The 17,864-nt window shown below is 63.0% G+C and carries 16 protein-coding genes; 2 read left to right on the forward strand and 14 right to left on the reverse strand.

What is annotated here, in order from left to right:
* Positions 1 to 30: 30 nt before the first annotated feature.
* Both CDQ91_RS13460 and CDQ91_RS13465 read right to left on the reverse strand, forming a co-directional pair.
* The gene (locus CDQ91_RS13460) at positions 31 to 1,698 is read right to left on the reverse strand and encodes an MFS transporter (protein ID WP_088473249.1); all 1,668 of its coding nucleotides are present in this window, start codon (positions 1,696 to 1,698) and stop codon (positions 31 to 33) included.
* A gap of 114 nt (positions 1,699 to 1,812) precedes the next feature.
* Entirely contained in the window at positions 1,813 to 3,207 is a 1,395-nt protein-coding gene (locus CDQ91_RS13465; RefSeq protein ID WP_088473250.1) for a DEAD/DEAH box helicase, read from the reverse strand.
* A 352-nt stretch (positions 3,208 to 3,559) separates the two neighbouring features.
* Here CDQ91_RS13465 and CDQ91_RS13470 point away from each other — a divergent pair, with 352 nt between their 5' ends.
* Positions 3,560 to 5,032, forward strand: coding sequence for a glycerol kinase (locus CDQ91_RS13470; protein ID WP_088473251.1), 1,473 nt, complete (start codon positions 3,560 to 3,562; stop codon positions 5,030 to 5,032).
* Between the two features lie 24 nt (positions 5,033 to 5,056).
* Here CDQ91_RS13470 and rpmE read toward each other — a convergent pair whose 3' ends face one another.
* Entirely contained in the window at positions 5,057 to 5,284 is a 228-nt protein-coding gene (rpmE, locus tag CDQ91_RS13475; protein ID WP_088439403.1) for a 50S ribosomal protein L31, read from the reverse strand.
* 171 nt (positions 5,285 to 5,455) lie between these two features.
* Here rpmE and CDQ91_RS13480 point away from each other — a divergent pair, with 171 nt between their 5' ends.
* Positions 5,456 to 6,451, forward strand: coding sequence for an IS30 family transposase (locus tag CDQ91_RS13480; protein WP_088472435.1), 996 nt, complete (start codon positions 5,456 to 5,458; stop codon positions 6,449 to 6,451).
* Between the two features lie 20 nt (positions 6,452 to 6,471).
* On the opposite strand, the gene fabZ is transcribed toward CDQ91_RS13480, so the two are convergent.
* The 11 genes from fabZ to rpsB all read right to left on the reverse strand — a co-directional run bounded on the left by fabZ (position 6,472) and on the right by rpsB (position 17,577).
* Positions 6,472 to 6,951 carry a 3-hydroxyacyl-ACP dehydratase FabZ gene (gene fabZ / locus CDQ91_RS13485; RefSeq protein WP_088473252.1) on the reverse strand — a complete coding sequence of 160 codons (480 nt, stop codon included), beginning with the start codon at positions 6,949 to 6,951 and terminating at the stop codon, positions 6,472 to 6,474.
* Between the two features lie 5 nt (positions 6,952 to 6,956).
* A complete protein-coding gene (locus tag CDQ91_RS13490) occupies positions 6,957 to 7,640 on the reverse strand; it encodes an OmpH/Skp family outer membrane protein (RefSeq protein WP_088473253.1) in 684 nt (227 codons plus the stop codon).
* On the reverse strand, positions 7,640 to 10,309 hold the full coding sequence (gene bamA / locus CDQ91_RS13495; RefSeq protein ID WP_088473254.1) for an outer membrane protein assembly factor BamA: 2,670 nt from the start codon (positions 10,307 to 10,309) through the stop codon (positions 7,640 to 7,642). Before bamA ends, CDQ91_RS13490 begins: the two co-directional genes overlap by 1 nt.
* A gap of 70 nt (positions 10,310 to 10,379) precedes the next feature.
* Positions 10,380 to 11,510 (reverse strand): RIP metalloprotease RseP, encoded by a 1,131-nt coding sequence (gene rseP, locus CDQ91_RS13500; RefSeq protein ID WP_088473372.1) that lies wholly within the window; start codon positions 11,508 to 11,510, stop codon positions 10,380 to 10,382.
* A complete protein-coding gene (locus CDQ91_RS13505; protein WP_088473255.1) occupies positions 11,503 to 12,666 on the reverse strand; it encodes a 1-deoxy-D-xylulose-5-phosphate reductoisomerase in 1,164 nt (387 codons plus the stop codon). Before CDQ91_RS13505 ends, rseP begins: the two co-directional genes overlap by 8 nt.
* Before the next feature lies 1 nt (position 12,667).
* Entirely contained in the window at positions 12,668 to 13,345 is a 678-nt protein-coding gene (locus CDQ91_RS13510) for a phosphatidate cytidylyltransferase (RefSeq protein ID WP_088473256.1), read from the reverse strand.
* 2 nt (positions 13,346 to 13,347) lie between these two features.
* The gene (uppS, locus tag CDQ91_RS13515) at positions 13,348 to 14,034 is read right to left on the reverse strand and encodes a polyprenyl diphosphate synthase (RefSeq protein ID WP_088473257.1); all 687 of its coding nucleotides are present in this window, start codon (positions 14,032 to 14,034) and stop codon (positions 13,348 to 13,350) included.
* 161 nt (positions 14,035 to 14,195) lie between these two features.
* Positions 14,196 to 14,750 carry a ribosome recycling factor gene (gene frr / locus CDQ91_RS13520; RefSeq protein ID WP_088473373.1) on the reverse strand — a complete coding sequence of 185 codons (555 nt, stop codon included), beginning with the start codon at positions 14,748 to 14,750 and terminating at the stop codon, positions 14,196 to 14,198.
* Between the two features lie 79 nt (positions 14,751 to 14,829).
* The gene (gene pyrH / locus CDQ91_RS13525) at positions 14,830 to 15,552 is read right to left on the reverse strand and encodes a UMP kinase (protein WP_088473258.1); all 723 of its coding nucleotides are present in this window, start codon (positions 15,550 to 15,552) and stop codon (positions 14,830 to 14,832) included.
* 116 nt (positions 15,553 to 15,668) lie between these two features.
* Entirely contained in the window at positions 15,669 to 16,595 is a 927-nt protein-coding gene (gene tsf / locus CDQ91_RS13530) for a translation elongation factor Ts (protein WP_088473259.1), read from the reverse strand.
* A 142-nt stretch (positions 16,596 to 16,737) separates the two neighbouring features.
* Positions 16,738 to 17,577 (reverse strand): 30S ribosomal protein S2, encoded by an 840-nt coding sequence (gene rpsB, locus CDQ91_RS13535; protein ID WP_088473260.1) that lies wholly within the window; start codon positions 17,575 to 17,577, stop codon positions 16,738 to 16,740.
* Positions 17,578 to 17,864: the final 287 nt, after the last annotated feature.

Consider the following 17,864-nt stretch of genomic DNA (forward strand, 5'->3'; position numbering starts at 1 on the left):
GTCGGGGCATGACGTCAATGCATGGAAAAACTATTCGTCGATCCGTCTACGAAAAGTTTCAGGCAAAAACAACAGCCCAACAACAAGCGTGATCACCGCGACAACCACCGGATACCAAAGGCCGTAATAAATATTGCCCGTCGCCGCGACCATCGCGAACGCCGTCGTGGGCAGAAAGCCGCCGAACCAGCCATTGCCGATATGATAAGGCAGCGACATCGCAGAATAACGGATGCGGCTGGGGAAAAGCTCGACCAGAAGCGCCGCGATCGGGCCGTATACCATCGTGACAAGCAACACGAGGTAGAAGAGGATCGCGACGACCAGCGGCTTGTTGATCGCCGCAGGATCGGCCTTCGCCGGATAGCCCGCCGCCGCAGTCGCCTCCGCCAGTTCCTTGCGAAACGCCTCGGCCGCACCGGCGCGCTCATTCTCGGCGATCCGCCAGGGTTCGGGCGCGGTCAGCACGCGATCGCCGATACGAACCTCTGCGGGCAGAATGGTGACGGTGCCCCGCGCGACATTGGTATAGCTGACCCCCGCCTTGGCCAGCGCGGCCTTGGCAATGTCGCAGCCGCTGTTTTCGAACTTGTTCTTGCCGACGGGATCGAACTGGAAGGAGCAGGCGCCGGGGTTGGCGGTGACGATCACCGCCGCGCTCTCCTGCGCCTTCGCCATCGCAGGATTGGCGGCGGCGGTGAGCAAATGGAAGGCGGGAAAATAGGTCAGTGCCGCGAGCGCGCAGCCGGCAAGGATGATCGGCTTGCGCCCGATCTTGTCACTGAGCCAGCCGAAGAGAATGAAAAAGGGCGTACCGAGCGCAAGCGCGACGGCGATCAGAATGTTGGCGGTCGCGCCGTCGACCTTCAGCGTCTTTTCGAGAAAGAAGAGCGCATAGAATTGGCCGGTGTACCAGACCACCGCCTGCCCCGCGACCGCGCCCATCAGCACGATCAGCACAAGTTTCAGGTTCGCCCAGCGGCCAAAGGCTTCGGTCAGCGGCGCCTTCGACGTCGTGCCCTCGTCCTTCATCTTCTGGAAGACCGGGCTTTCCTCAAGTTGGAGGCGTATCCACAGCGACACGCCGAGCAGGATCACCGAGATCAGGAAGGGAATCCGCCAGCCCCAGCTGATAAAGGCCTCCTCGCCGATCAGATAGCGGGTGGCGATGACGACGAGCAGCGCCGCGAACAGCCCAAGCGTCGCTGTGGTCTGAATGAAGCTGGTGAAGAGGCCGCGTTTACCCTCGGGTGCATGTTCGGCGACATAAGTGGCAGCGCCGCCATATTCGCCGCCGAGCGCGAGCCCCTGAAGCAGGCGGAGCACGACGAGCAACACCGGCGCCGCGACCCCGATCGAGGCATAGCTGGGCAACACACCGACGAGGAAGGTCGAGGCGCCCATCAGGCCCATGGTGACGAGGAAAGTGTTCTTGCGCCCGACCAGATCGCCGATGCGCCCGAACACGAGCGCCCCGAAAGGCCTGACGGCGAAGCCTGCGGCAAAGGCGGCGAGCGCGAAGATGAAGCCGGTGGTTTCGTTGACGCCCGAGAAGAATTGCGCCGAGATGATCGTCGCAAGCAGGCCGTAGAGGTAGAAATCATACCATTCGAAAACCGTGCCGAGCGAGGACGCAAGGATTACCTTGCGCTCGCTCTGGCGGGTTTCGGTGGTTGCCACCGCGATATGTTCGCTCATCCTCTTCCCCGTTCGCCCTGAGCCCGTCCAAAGGCCGTTCTTCTTCTAGCGCGATGCTAGAGGAAAGAACGGTGCTTCGACAAGCTCAGCACGAACGGAAAGAGAGGCAGGTGTTTAGCGCCCGCCGACGCGGGTCACTGCACCCTTGTGCGCGCCGACGCTCTTGTTGCGCGGGCGGAAGAAGCGCTTGCGCTGGCCTTCTGCGCCCTCGCCTGCCGCACCGGCTGCACCTTCGCGGCGCGGGCCACGGTCGCCGCCCGGCTTGCCGCCGTTGCGTCCACGATTCGCATCCTGGCGCTGACGATTCGGATCGCGGCCCTGGCTGCCGGTGTCCTTAGGACCCGCGACGGGCTTGGGCAGGTTGCGCACCAACTCGTTGAAATTCTCGGGCAGCGGCATCGGCTCGGACTTGCTCCGTGTGACGCGCTCGATATCCTTCATATACGGACGCTCATCGGGCGCGATAAAGCTGATCGCCTTGCCCTCGGCGCCAGCACGCGCGGTACGGCCGATGCGGTGGACATATTGTTCGGGAACGTTCGGGATTTCGAAGTTGATGACGTGGCTGACGCCCGACACGTCGATGCCGCGCGCGGCAATGTCGGTCGCGACGAGCAGCTTGATGTCGCCCGAGCGGAACTGCTGCAACGCATTGGTGCGCTGCGACTGGCTCTTGTTGCCATGGATCGCCATCGCCTTGATCCCCGCGCCCGCGAGGTGACGCACGACGCGGTCGGCGCCGTGCTTGGTGCGGGTGAAGATCAACGCGCGGTCAATGTCTTCGCTGGCGACGACCGAATGAAGCAGCGCCTGCTTTTCCTTCTGTTCGACGAAGGTCGAATACTGACGGATCTTTTCGACCGTCGTCGCCTGCGGCGTGACCGACACGGTAACGGGATCGTTCAAAAACTGGTCGGCAAGGCCGGCAATTTCCTTGGGCATCGTCGCCGAGAAGAACAGATTCTGGCGGCGCGACGGCAGCAGCTTGGCAACGCGGCGCAGCGAGTGGATGAAGCCCATGTCCATCATCTGGTCGGCTTCGTCGAGAACGAAGATTTCGACATCGTCGAGGCGCAGCGCGCGCTGATCGATCAGGTCGAGCAGACGGCCCGGGGTCGCGACGAGGATATCGACGCCGCCCGACAGGTCGCGGATCTGCTTGTTGATCGGCACGCCGCCGAACACGGTCGAAACGGTCAGCTTCGTAAAGCGGCCATAGTCGCGGCAGCTCTGCGCGATCTGCGCCGCGAGTTCGCGCGTCGGCGACAGCACCAGCATGCGGCAACCGCGCGGTGGGCGCGCATGCGGATAGGTCAGGAGGTGATGGATTGAGGGCAGCGAGAAGGCCGCGGTCTTGCCGGTGCCGGTCTGCGCGATGCCGCACAGATCGCGGCCCTTCATCAGCTCGGGAATCGCCTGCATCTGGATCGGGGTCGGCGTCGTATAATCCTTGGCGGCAAGCGCGCGATTAATGTCGGCGTGCAGGCCAAAGTCGTTAAAAGTCGTCATAAAATACTCACATAGGGCGACGCGCAGGCGCATCCGTTCGGATCGAACGGACGGCGCACGGCCGCGGGTTCGAAACGACCCGCGTGAAAGGGTGCCTCTGGGGACAAAGCGCATTTCCGGCTCGCCCGCGCCTGAAATCGGTCGGGAAAATCACGCTGCCGGTGGTTGCGGCGGATCGGTCCGCCATGCTGCGCTGCACCATATATGGCACGGGTTGCGCCGATTTGCAAGATAATTGCGTTCCACTCTATCCCCGCTCGCCCTGAGCTTGTCGAAGGGCCGTATTTTCTTCATCAAGGTAGACAGATAAAACGATGCTTCGACAAGCTCAGCACAAACGGGGAGAGCGTAGGTGACCAAGAAAATCATCGTTATCGATGAAGGCACGACCTCGACCCGCACAATGCTCTTTTCCGCCGACGGCACACCGCTCGGCAGCGCGCAGCGCGAGTTCAAGCAATATTATCCCGCTGCAGGCCTCGTCGAGCATGACGCGGCCGAAATCTGGACCGCCACCCTCGCCTGCACCCGCGCGATGATCGACAAGGCGGGCGGTGCGGATAAAATCGCCGCGATCGGCATCACCAACCAGCGCGAGACGGTCGTGTTCTGGGACCGCGTCACGGGCGAACCGCTGGCGCGCGCGATCGTCTGGCAGGACCGGCGCACCGCCGCCGATTGCGCCGCGCTGAAGGACGCCGGGCATGAGGCAATAGTGCAGGAAAAGAGCGGGCTGCTGCTCGACCCCTATTTCTCGGGGAGCAAGATCGGCTGGGCGCTGAAGAATTGGCCGCAACTACGCGAGGCCGGCGACCGCCTCGCGGTCGGGACGATCGAATCCTATCTCGTCTTTCGCCTGACCGGCGGCGCGCATGTCAGCGACGCGACCAATGCGTCGCGCACGCAGTTGATGGACATCAATGGAGCGGGCGGCTGGGACGCGGAGTTGTGCGAGCTGCTTGGCGTACCGATAGCGCTGCTGCCGGAGATTGTCGGCTGCACCGAACCGGTCGGCACCACCGACCCCGCGCTGTTCGGCGGCGCGATCCCCATCTGCGGCATGGCGGGCGACCAGCAGGCGGCGACGATCGGCCAGGCGTGCCTGTCGCCGGGGCAGACCAAGGCGACCTTTGGCACGGGCGCCTTCATCCTGTCGGCGAGCGGCACCACGCGCCCGCATTCGGCGAACCGCCTGCTTGCCACCATTCTCGTGCAGGAAGGCGACACGCGCAGTTATGCCCTCGAGGGATCGGTGTTCGTCGCGGGGAGCCTGATCAAATGGCTGCGCGACGGATTCGGCCTGCTCGCCAATGCGGGCGAGAGTGAAGGGCTGGCGCGATCGGTCGCCGACAATGGCGGGGTCTATCTGGTCCCGGCCCTCACCGGTCTGGGCGCGCCGCACTGGCGGCCGGATGCCCTCGCCGCGATCTCCGGCCTCAGCTTTGCGAGCGGCAAGGCGCATGTCGCGCGCGCGGCGCTCGAGGCGCAGGCCTATCAGGCGCACGATCTGAAGTCGGCCTTTGCCGCCGATGGGGTCGATTGGGCCGATTTGCGGATCGACGGCGGCATGGCGGCGAACGACTGGATGGCGCAGGATCTGGCCGACATACTGAACCTGACCGTCGAGCGTCCCGAATTCGTCGAAAGCACGGCGCTGGGCGCGGCTATGCTCGCCGCGACCGGCGCGGGTCTCTATCCCGATCTTGCGAGCGCGGCCAAGGCGATGCGCGGCCGCGCCACGCGCTTCACGCCTGCATTAGGCGCCCAGAAACGCAAAACGCGCCTTGCCGGGTGGCAAAGCGCGCTTGCAAAGGTTTTGAGCTGATCCCCGCTTTCGCGGGGACAACGCTTAGCGCTTGAGGGTGAGACCACCGAAACGCTTGTTGAACTTGGCAACCTGGCCCGCTGCGTCGAGCATACGGCCGTTGCCGCCGGTCCATGCCGGGTGCGCCGTCGGGTCGATTTCGAGCGTCATGGTGTCGCCCTCTTTGCCCCAGGTCGAGCGCGTCTGATATTCGGTGCCATCGGTCATCTTGACCGTGATCATGTGATAGGCGGGGTGAATGTCTTGTTTCATATCTGGGCTCCTGTGCCGCTGGTTACCGACCAGCCGCGTTGAGTCGGGGCGTCCGGGGACGCGAAGTGGCGGCCTTTAGTGGCCAATGGGAGAAAATGCAACATCTCTCCCCGCAGCAATAGCCCCCCCTGAGTTCACAAACGAAGTGCAACACCTCACACAGGTGTTGCCATGTCGAGATACCGTCAGTTATCGATTGAGGAGCGCTGTTCGATTGCCCGTCTTTATGAAGACGGGCAATCGATCCGGCAGATCGCTACAGCTCTGGATCGCCAGCCGTCGACCATCGCGCGCGAGTTGAAGCGCAACTGTGGAGCCAAGGTCGGTTACCAGCCTGCCTATGCGCAGGCGCAGGCCGATGCTCGGCGCTGGACCGGGACGCGGCTCGAGCGTGACGATGCCTTGCGTGAACAAGTGCTCGACCGGCTCGCGCAGGGCTGGTCGCCTGAGCAGGTGGCGGGGCGTCTGGCCCATGAACAAGGCCATCAGGTCATCAGCCATGAGACCATCTACCGCTTCGTCTATGCCCAGCTCAAACGCACCAACGACCGGCGCTGGCGCTTCTACCTCCCGCGCGCCAAGTACAAGCGCGGCTGGCGCACCAAGGGCGGCTGGCCGCGCTATACCGACCGTCTCTCGGTCCACGACCGCCCCGACAGCATCGCCACCCGCAAGCAGGCAGGCCATTGGGAGGCCGATGCCATGCTCTTCTCCACTTCGGGACAGGCGATCCTGATCGCCCATGAACGCCACTCGCGGATCGCCATCGCCCTGCGTCAGGCCAGCCTCAAGGCCGATCCCGTCGCCGACGCGCTCGTCGGGATGCTGAGACCCCTGCCAGCCGCGCTGCGACGCTCGATCACCTTCGACAATGGCACCGAATTTACCCGCCATCACCGCATCGAACAGCAGCTCGGCCTCAACGCCTACTTCTGCGATCCGCACGCTCCATGGCAGAAAGGCGGTGTCGAAAACGCCATCGGCAGGCTGCGCCGCAACCTGCCCCGAAAAACCAACCTCGACGACTTGTCAGCCAAAGCCATCGACGCCATCATCGCAAACTACAACAACACACCCAGAAAATGCCTCGGATTCAAAACCCCAGCCGAAACCTTCCGCACGTTGCACTTCAAATGTGAATCCACACCCGGATCAAGTCCGGGGTGACGAAGCTCAAGAACTTTCGCTCAATCCGTCGGCGGATCGGCGATCATCGCGGTGAACTGGCATTCGGTAGCCAGCTGGCCGTCCAGCATCGCCCGGCCTTCGAACTTGCAGATATTCCGCTTCGCCTGAAGGATCGTGACGTGGAGGTCGAGCAGGCAGCCCGGTTCGACCGGCTTGCGGAATTTGATCCCGTCGATGCTCATAAAATAGACGAGCTTGCCGGTCCCGGCGAGGCCCATTGATTCGATCGCCAGCACGCCGCCGGCCTGCGCCAGCGCCTCGACGATGAGGACGCCGGGCATGATCGGCCGGCCGGGGAAATGCCCCTGAAAAAAGGGCTCGTTGATCGTCACCGCCTTGACCGCGTGGATCGAGGTGTCCTTCACCATCGAAACCACCCGGTCGACGAGCAGCATCGGATAACGATGCGGAAGCAGGCTCAGGATCCGGCGCGTATCGACCGGACCCAAGGCCCCTGCTGCATTTTCCCCGTCGGCCATGGCTGTTAGCGCGTCGTCGGCGGGGTGCCGGCGGGTGCTGCAGCTGCGGCAGGCTGCGACGCACGGGCGGCGTCCATCAACTGCTGGTTGCGCTGCTGGACCAGTTGGCCCGGCTGATAACCGGCGGGCACCGCGATCGAGACGTTGGGCAGGATCTTGTTGAGCTCGGCGATCACCGCATCGGTGATGTCGACGTTGTTTTCGCGCGCCAGCACCGCTTCGGGGTTGATCAGCAGATCGACCTTCTTGGCAGTCATCGCCGACTTGATCGCTTCATTCATGCGAACGCTGATCTGGTCTTCGACATAGGCGACAGCGAGCTCGACGGGCGCTCCAATACGGCCGAGTTCGGCCTGGGCAGCCTGACGCTTGTCCTGCACCGCCTTGGCGGCGGCCTGCAGCGTAGTCTGGTTCTGCGGAGTCTTTTTCGATTCTTCGTTAAATTTAGCAATCAGCACGTTGATTTCGGCTTGCAGCGTCTGGCCGCGCGACTGCTGCTGATCGATCTGCGCCTTGTAGGTGGTTTCGATCTGCTGCGAAGCGACGGTGAAGGCGTTGGAGCGCGCGGCCGCCATGCGGACGTCGGCGACCGCCACGGCTTTCGCCTGCGCGATGGCCGGAGCCGACAGGATCGGCGAAACCGACAGGGTGGCGACGGCGAGTGCCGAAGCGGCAAGAATTTTCTTCATCAGAATTGGGTTCCTACGTTGAATGAGAAGCGTTTGACATCATCACCCTCTTCTTTGCGAAGGGCGTATGCAAAATCGATCCGGAAAGGACCGAAGGGAGAGTTCCAGTTAACCCCGGCGCCGATCGCAACGCGCGGCATCCAGGTGTCGCCGAAGAAGCGTTCTTCGAACGGCGCCATCGCGGAATAGCCGGTGCCGGCAGTTGCGCAGTTCGTATACTGCGTCGTGCTGCCAGTCTCGAGAGACGCGAACTTGACGTCTCCCGTCGTAGGGTTGCGACACAGCGATTTGACCTTGCCGCCGTCCGACGGATCCATGAAATCCGCCAGCGTCGTCAGCTCCGGACGCTTCACGCTGAACACCGAACCGATGTCGAGGAAGATCGACGGCCGCAGCCCCAGTTCCTTCGCGCCGGTTCCGAGCGGAATATCCATCTCGATCCGACCCTGATAATAGGCGCGGCCGCCGAGCGCATCGTCGATCTGTCCGCGATTTTTTTCGTCCGTGATGACAATGGGATTGGCGGGGTCGGTATTGTTGACCGAATAGCGGATGACGCGCGGACCGACACCACGAATGTCGAAGCCGCGCATCTGCGGCTCGCCAAGGAAGAAGCGGTCGGTCAGGCGGACCTTGTCGCTACCCGGGCTCGGCGCGTTACCAAAGGGATAGATATAACCGCCCTCCGCCGAGACATTGAGGATGAAGCGGCTGCCGAGATTGAAATGCTTGCTGCCCGAGAGGCGGGTGCGGACATATTTCACACTACCACCGAGGCCGGCGAAATCCTGGCTGAGCGACAGCGACTGGCCGCGCGTCGGGCGCGCCCGGTTGTCGCGGTCGTCATAGGCGAGCGTAAAGCCGACGAGCGACGTCGTGCGCTTGCCGATCGCGTCGCACAAATAGCGGCCGGCGATCAACGGATCGCAATTGTCGCCGAAATAATAAAGCGACTTGTCGAGCGACACATCGTCGAAGTTCAGGCTGTAGCGACCGAAGAATGACATGAATTCGGTCAACGGAACGCCGGCGTTGAGCTGGAAGCCCGTCGTGACCTGTTCGAAGGTCGTGCGGCGATCATTGTTGATGAAGTTGAACGAGTTCAAATCGCGACGATAGACGCTACCGCCGACCGAGATGTTACGATCGAACAAATAGGGTTCGGTAAAGCCGAGTTCGATCGACTTCGAATAGCTCGAATAGTTGACCGACGCCTGAAGCTGCTGGCCGAGGCCGCGGAAGTTGCGCTGACGAATCGAGCCCTGGAGCAGGAAATTCTCGATCGACGAGAAGCCTGCCGACAGCGACAATTCGCCGGTCGGCTTTTCCTCGACATTGGTTTCGAGGATGATGCGATCGGGTGCACTGCCCTCCTTGCGCTCGATCGCCAGATTTTCCTGGAAATAGCCCAGGCTGTTGAGGCGGTTTTCGGTGCGCTTGATGCCGAAGCTGTTGAAGGCATCGCCTTCGTTCAGGCGAAATTCGCGGCGCACGACCTTGTCGTGGGTCAGCGTGTTGCCGTTGACGTCGATCCGCTCGACATAAGTACGCGGGCTTTCGGCGACGTTGAAGGTGATCGCCATCGTCCGGGTTTCGGCATCGCGACGGAATTCGGGATTGATGTCGGCAAAGGCATAGCCGAACAGGCCGGCGGTTTCGCTCAGGCTTTCGACAGTATCCTCGACCAGCTTGGCATCATACCAGTCGTCTTTCTTCATCGGCAGCATCGCTTTCAGCGTTTCCGGCCGGAAATCGCGAAGCTCGCTCTCTACATTGACGTCGCCGAACTTATAACGCTCGCCTTCCTCGACGACATAGGTGATGATGAAGTCCTGCTTGTTGCTCGTCAGTTCGGCAACCGCCGAAATGACGCGGAAATCCGCATAGCCGTTCTTCAGGTAGAAAAGGCGGATCTTCTGCTGGTCATAGGCAAGGCGATCGGGGTCATAGCTGGTGTTCGACGACAGGATCGTCATCAGGCTCGACTGCTTTGTCGCCATCTCGCCCTTAAGCTCGCCGTCGCTGAACTTCTCGTTGCCGATGATATTGATCTGGCGGACCTTGGACTTCGGCCCTTCGTTGATTTCGAACACGACATCGACGCGGTTCTGGTCGAGCGAGACCATTTTGGGCTCAACGGTCGCGGCAAAGCGGCCCTGACGCTTATAAAGCTCGATGATGCGCGCGACGTCGGCGCGAACTTTCGACCGGGTGAAGATCTGGCGCGGCGAGAGTTTGATCTCCGGCCGGATCTTTTCTTCCTTCAGGCGCTTGTTGCCCTCGAGGATCACGCGGTTGATCACGGGGTTTTCGACCACCTGGATCGTCAGCGCGCCCTTGTCGTCGCTGATCTGATAATCCTTGAACAATTCGGTCGCCGCGAGATCCTTCAGCGCCTGATCGAGGACCGAGCGATCATAGGGCTGGCCAACGCGCAGGCGCAGGTACGACAGGATCGTCTGCGCCTCGAGCCTCTGGTTGCCGGTGACCGTGATCGACTGAACCGTCGTTGCCGACGGAGCAGCTTCCGACGCGGGCGCCGGGACTGCCGGCGGCGCGACCTGTTGTGCGAACAGCGGTGCGGCGGGCCATGCCAGCATCGTTCCCGCCATAAGAACTGCCGACAGCTGCGTCCGCGCCGAATATTTGTGTGATGCCACGCTGTTCATCCCGAAAAAACAAAATCCCTGCGCAAGGCCCCGCTCCGGCCAAGTGCGCGCTCTCCCTGCCCCAGACTCGCTAGCCAATCAAGCGGGCGATCCCGTCCCAGACCCCGATTGAGCCCAAATCGTTGAAAGTCACGACCAGCATCAGCGTGACGATCGCCGCAAAGCCAAAACGAAAGGCCCATTCCTGAGCCTGCGGCGGTGCCGGGCGCCGCCGCACCGCTTCATAGCCGTAAAAGAGCAAATGGCCACCATCCAGCATCGGCAATGGCAACAGGTTTATGAACCCGAGATTGATAGAGATGAAGGCAGCGAAGAAGATCAGCTGCTCGATCCCGAGCGATGCCACCTCGCCCGACGTCTTGGCGATTTTCACCGGACCGCTCATATCCTTGATCGATCGATCGCCCGTGACGAACTGGACGAGCACTGACGCCGTCATCCGCACGATCCCGACCGTCTGGTCGACGCCGTGCCCGATCGCCGCGATCGGCCCCACCGGGGTATAGACGAGCTTCCCCGACCTGATCCCCAGGATCGCCCGTTCCGATTTGTTGCCGAACCGGTCGGTTTCCTTGATGATGTCGGGCGTTACAGTCAGCCCAAAACGCTCATTTCCGCGCTCGACGAGCAGATTGACGGGCTGCCCAAGGTCGAAGGCGATGGCCATCTGAATATCGTCGAACACCCGCATCGAGCGACCGCCGATTTCGAGGATGCGGTCACCTGCCTGCAACCCGGCCGTCGCCGCAGGCCGCCCGGGATCAACCTGTCCCACCACCGCCGGCGTCTGCGACTGACCATAAGCCATGGCAAAGGCGGCCAGGATCGCAATGGCGAACAGGAAATTGGTTACGGGACCTGCAAGCACGATCAGCGCGCGCTTCCACACCGGCTGGGCGGGAAAGCTGTGCGAGCGCTCGGCAGCGGGCATCGCCTGCCAATTGGCATCCGGCTGACTGACCGCATCGCGATCGCCCGCAAACTGGACATAGCCGCCGAGCGGCAACCAGCAGATCCGCCATTCGGTACCGCGCTTGTCGGTCCACCCGAAAATCTTGCGGCCAAAGCCGATCGAAAAGGCGTCGGCCTTCACCCCGCACCAGCGACCGACGATATAATGGCCATATTCATGGACGAAGACGAGCGGGCCGAGGACCGCCAGAAATGCGACAAAATAGAGCCAAAGTGGGACGTTAGACATGTTCAAACTGATCCACAAAATGCTGCGCAGCCGCGCGGGATGCGACATCGACGCTGAATATGTCGTGAAGCGATGTCGGCACTGCAGGCGCATAGCCGTCAATCACGCGGCTCACCGTATCGACGATCGCCGGAAAGGATATGCGGCCCGCGAGGAAGGCCGCGACCGCAACCTCATTGGCGGCGTTGAGCTGCGCGGGGCGCGCGCCGCCCTCGGCAATCGCGGCGCGGCAGAGCGCAGTTGCGGGAAAGCGTGTCTCGTCGGGCGCCTCGAAATCGAGCCGCGCGATGGTGGGCAGGTCAAGCGGCGCGCAGGGCGTCGCCATCCGCTCCGGCCAGGCGAGCGCCGACGCGATCGGGATTCGCATATCGGGCGACCCGAGTTGGGCGAGGGTCGAGCAGTCGATATATTCGACCAGACTGTGGATCACCGATTGCGGGTGGACGAGGATTTCGATGCGGTCGAGCCCGACCGGGAACAGGTGATGCGCCTCGATCAGTTCGAGGCCCTTGTTCATCATCGTCGCCGAATCGACGCTGATTTTCGCGCCCATCGACCAGTTCGGATGCGCCACCGCCTGCGCCGGAGTGACCCGCGCCATGTCCGCGGCGCTCATCGTGCGGAACGGCCCGCCGCTCGCGGTCAGGATGATCCGCCGCACCTGATCGATCTTTCCCCCGGCGAGGCACTGGAAAATTGCATTATGCTCGCTGTCGACGGGCAGGATCGTCGATCCCGACGCGCGCGCGGCAGCGGTCATCAGCGCGCCCGCCGATACCAGGGATTCTTTGTTGGCGAGCGCGACGTCATGCCCCGCCGCGAGCGCCGCCATCGTCGGCGCAAGGCCGGCGGTGCCGACGATCGCGGCCATGACAAGGTCGGTGGGTCGTTCGGCCGCTTCGACCAGCGCGTCGGCGCCCGCCGCGGCTTCGATGCCGGTTCCAGCCAGCGCCTCGCGCAACGCAGCATGATGCGCTTCGTCGGCGATCACCGCGATATCGGGACGAAATTCGCGCGCGAGCCGGGCCAGTTCGGCAACGTCACTGTGCGCGGTCAGCACCGCAATTTGCCAGCCCTCGCCATCGCGGCGAACGAGATCGAGGGTCGACTGTCCCACCGACCCCGTGGCGCCGAACAGCGAAAGGCGGCGCGTCATATCAGCCGCCCGCCTGCACGGCGATCTGCCCGGCAACGGCCAGTCCACCGAGGATGACCGCAACCGGCAGCAGCCCGTCAACGCGGTCGAAGACGCCGCCATGGCCGGGGATCATCTTGCCCGAATCCTTGACCCCGGCGCGGCGCTTCATCCAGCTTTGAGCCAGATCGCCGAGCTGCGCCATCAGACCCATGACGAGCCCGATCCACAGCGGAACCCCGACAATCTCGCCGCGGTCACCGAGCGTCGCCCCGACGATCAGCGCCGCGATCATCCCGCCAATCAGCCCCGACCAGGTCTTGGACGGGCTGATTTTCGGCGCGAGCCGCGCGCCGCCGAAGGCGCGACCGGCGAAATAGGCGCCAATATCCGTGGCCCAGACCATCGCAAACACCCACAGCGCTGCGGTGACGCCCAGATTGTCGCGAATGAACCACAGCCCCGCCGTCGCACCGAGGACGATGAGCGGCCCGAGTGCGGTCAGTGCGGCCCTTGTGCCCAGGCCCACCGTCATCGCGCGGACCAGTCCGAACCATTCGACGATAACGAGCGCGCCGCCGATCAGCAGCAACAGGCCGAAAGCCAGACCACCGAACCACAGCGCGGTGCCCGCGATCGCCAGCAAGACGACCGCCGATCCGAACCGCACCAACAGATCCGACTTCGCAGCTGTCGCCATTCCTATAGTCCCCCGTAACGGCGTTCGCGCCGCGCAAAATGGTCGAGCGCCGCCGCCAGGTCGGCGGGCTTGAAGTCCGGCCACAACCGGTCGGTAAAATACAGCTCGGCATAGGCCGATTGCCACAAAAGGAAGTTCGACAGGCGCACTTCGCCCGAGGTACGGATGAGCAAGTCGAGCGGCGGCAGATCGGCGGTATCGAGATTCGCCTCGATCGCCTCCGCCGTAATCTCGCCCGTCGCCGCGGCGGCCCTGGCCGCGCGCACCAGTTCGTCCTGCGACCCATAGTTGAGCGCGACCGCCAGCGTCGTGCGCTTGTTCCCTGCAGTGCGTTCGAGCGCATTTTCGATCAGCGCGACAACATCGGGGGCCAGCCCGCGCCAGTCGCCGATCACCTTCAGCTTGACGTCATTGGCGGCGAACTCATCAAGGTCGCTGAGGATGAAGCGCTTCATCAGCCCCATCAGGTCGCTGACTTCTTCCTCAGGCCGTTTCCAGTTTTCGGACGAAAAGGCGTAAAGCGTCAGCGCCTCGATGCCCAGATCGGCGGCGGAGCGGACGATATTGCGCACCGCCTCGACCCCCGCACGGTGGCCCGCGACGCGCGGCAGGAAACGCTTTTTCGCCCAGCGGCCATTGCCGTCCATGATGATGGCGACATGGCGCGCGCCGTGGTTGGGAGTGGTCACAACTCGAACCTAAAACTCCGCTCGCCCTGAGCTTGTCGAAGCATGTCCTGAGCGGCTGCCGCAGACAGGCAGCCGAAGGGGGCCGTTCTTTCTTTTCGAAGAGAAGGACGGGGCTTCGACAGGCTCAGCCCGAACGGCTGAAAGAACGGTGCCAAAAAGCACTAGCCCAGGATTTCCTTTTCCTTCGCCGTCGCGGCAGCGTCGAGTTCGGCAATCGTCGCGTCGGTCAGCTTCTGCACCTCGGTTTCGTGGCGCTTGCGATCGTCCTCGCTGATTTCCTTTTTATTCTCATCAGCCTTCAGATTGTCCATGCCGTCGCGGCGGACGTTGCGCACCGCGACGCGCGCCGCCTCTGCATATTTTCCGGCAAGCTTCGACAGTTCCTTGCGGCGCTCCTGCGTCATTTCGGGGATCGGCAGACGCAGCATCTGGCCGTCGACGATCGGGTTGAGGCCAAGGCCCGCCGAACGGATCGCCTTGTCGACCGGACCGACGTTCGACTTGTCCCAGACCTGCACCGTCAGCATGCGCGCTTCGGGCGCGCTGACCGACGCAACCTGGTTGAGCGGCATTTGGGCGCCATAGACCTCGACCGTCACCGGATCGAGCAGCGCGGTATGCGCGCGACCGGTACGGAGACCCGCGAGGTCGCTTTTCAGCGATTCGACCGCGCCGTGCATCCGGCGTTCCAGGTCGGCCTTGTCATATTTCGCCATCGTCTTTTCCTCTATTCTAAGCGCTTCGGCTGCGTTGCCGAGCGTGATTTCGTCAGTCGGCGTCGCCGACGTCATATCGTCAGTCAGCGTCGCCAACGATGGTGGACACACCCTCACCCGTCAGAACGCGCGCCAGGTTGCCGGGTTCGCGAATGTTGAACACGACAATCGGAATATGGTTGTCGCGGCACAGCGCGACCGCACTGGCGTCCATGACCTTCAGATTGTCGGCAAGAACACGGTCATAGCTGAGCCGGTCATAGCGGACCGCATTCGGGTCCTTCTTGGGATCGGCGTTATAGACGCCATCGACGCTGGTGCCCTTGAGCAGCGCATCGCACTTCATTTCGGCAGCGCGCAGAGCGGCGCCGCTGTCGGTGGTGAAATAGGGGGCGCCAACGCCAGCGGCAAAGATCACCACCCGGCCTTTTTCCATATGGCGCTCGGCGCGGCGGCGGATGACGGGTTCGCACACCTTGTCCATTTCGATCGCCGACTGGACGCGCGTTTCGACGCCCAGCTGCTCAAGCGCATTCTGCATTGCGAGCGCGTTCATCACTGTCGCGAGCATGCCCATATAATCGGCCTGCGCGCGGTCCATGCCCTTCGCGGCGCCCGCCATGCCGCGAAAAATATTACCGCCGCCGATCACCAGGCAGATTTCGAGCCCGCGTTCCTTTGCCGCCTTGACCTCGGCGGCCATGCTGGCGACAGTTTCGGGGTCGATGCCAAAGGCGCTCGAGCCCATCAACGCCTCGCCCGACAGTTTCAACAAAATACGTTTCAGGCCGGGCAATGCCATATTGCGATAATACCTTTAGCAGGGGGAGAATATGCGAATGGCGCGCACCCTAGTCAGAGTACGCGCCATTGCCAAGCGGGCTGCCGCGCCGCAGCGCAGCAATCCCACACTATTTGTTAGACGCCGGCGACCGCCGCGACTTCCGCCGCAAAGTCGCTTTCTTCCTTCTCAATGCCTTCGCCGAGCTGGAAGCGCGTGAAGCCCTTGAGAGTGATCGTCGCGCCGACATCCTTGCCGGCTGCGGCAACGACTTCAGCGACCGGGGTCTTGCCGTCCATCACGAACAGCTGCGACAGCAGCGCATTTTCCTTGCGGAACTTCGCGATCGAGCCATCAACCATCTTCGAGACGATCTCGGCGGGCTTGCCCGACTGAGCGGCCTTTTCCTCGGCGATCGCGCGTTCGCGAGCAACGAGGTCGGCGTCGAGATCGTCGCCGTTCAGCGCCAGCGGGTTCGCGGCGGCGACGTGCATCGCCAGCTGCTTGCCCAGCGGCTCCAGAACGTCGGCGCCAGCAGTCGATTCGAGCGCGATCAGCACGCCGATCTTGCCCATGCCGGGGGCGGCGGCGTTGTGAACATAGGCGGTAACGACGCCCGAGTTCACCGACATGATCGCCGAGCGGCGCAGCGACTGGTTTTCACCGATCGTCGCGACATTCTGCGTCAGCGCTTCGGCGACGGTGCCGCCGGTCGGGTAAGCCGACGCGCCCAGCGCGTCGATGTCGGTGATGTTGCCGGCAAGCGCGACCTGGGTCACGTCACGGACAAAGCCCTGGAACTGTTCGTTCTTCGCAACGAAGTCGGTTTCGCTGTTGACCTCGACCATCGCGCCGCGATTGCCGTCGGTGGCGACGCCAACCAGGCCTTCAGCAGCAACGCGGCCAGCCTTTTTGGCGGCGGCGGCGAGACCCTTGGTGCGCAGCCAGTCGATCGATGCTTCGACGTCGCCGTTGTTTTCGGCGAGCGCTTTCTTGCAATCCATCATGCCGGCGCCGGTGCGGTCGCGCAGTTCCTTGACGAGAGCGGCCGTAATTTCAGCCATGGTTGATCCTTTCCAAGTGGGGGACAGGCGGTCCAATCCGGCCTGCCGCTGCGCCGCGCAGATGGCGGCGCGATAAGTCAATGCGATGACCGGGGCGGCGGCCGCACGAATGCCGCCGCCGCCGGGGTCACGTCAGGCGCACTTATGCGTCGCTCTGGCGCTCGGTTTCAGCGGCCGCTGCGGCCGGAACCTGTTCGTCTTCGGTCACGACCGGAGCGGGTGCAGCTTCTTCGACCAGCACAGCTTCGGCAACCGGGTTCACGGCGGCGCCAAGGTCTTCGCCGCGATCGGCGCGGGCCTGCTGGCCGCCACGGGTCGCAGCCTGGGCGATCGCGTCGCAATACATGCGAATCGCACGGGCGGCGTCATCATTCGCCGGAACCGGGAATGCGATGCCGTCAGGCGAAACGTTCGAATCGAGGATCGCAACGACAGGAATACCAAGGACGTTGGCTTCCTTGATCGCCAGCTCTTCCTTGTTCGCGTCGATCACGAACATCACGTCGGGAATGCCGCCCATGTCGCGAATGCCGCCGAGCGACATTTCGAGCTTGTCGCGCTCGCGCGTCTTGTTGAGGACTTCCTTCTTGGTCAGACCCGAGGTGTCACCCGACAGCTGCTCTTCGAGCATCTTGAGGCGCTTGATCGAACCCGAGATCGTCTTCCAGTTGGTGAGCATGCCGCCCAGCCAGCGATGGTTGACGAAGTGCTGACCCGAAGCGCGAGCCGCATCGGCGATCGGGCCCTGTGCCTGGCGCTTGGTGCCGACGAACAGGACCTTGCCGCCCGAAGCCGCCGACGAGGCGACGAATTCGAGAGCGCGCGCGAAAAGCGGAACGGTCTGCGACAGGTCAAGAATGTGGATGCCGTTGCGCGCGCCGAAGATATACGGCTTCATACGCGGGTTCCAACGGTGGGTCTGGTGGCCGAAGTGGGCGCCAGCTTCGATAAGATTCTGCATCGTGACGACAGGGGCCGCCATAGTCTTTCTCCTTCCGGTTGGTCCTCTGGAAAGCAAGAACCGAGGCATCCGCGAGGGATGGTCCCGGCACCGGTTTATGTGCGCCTTCCATGTGGAATGGCCGGGCCGTTAAACGCCCTTACCGTGAAAAGCAAGGGGGAAGCAGGCCTTTTGCTCGGCTGAAGCCCTCAATATCGATGCGCGCGAAATTGCGGCACGACGACAATCGCACTCGGTTCGTCGCAAAACGCTTGAGAACAAAAAGGGAACATGGAACAAAAGCATCAGCGAGGCCGTCCCATCGACAC

Origin of the sequence: Sphingopyxis witflariensis (assembly GCF_002205635.1) — a bacterium.
GTDB lineage: Bacteria > Pseudomonadota > Alphaproteobacteria > Sphingomonadales > Sphingomonadaceae > Sphingopyxis > Sphingopyxis witflariensis.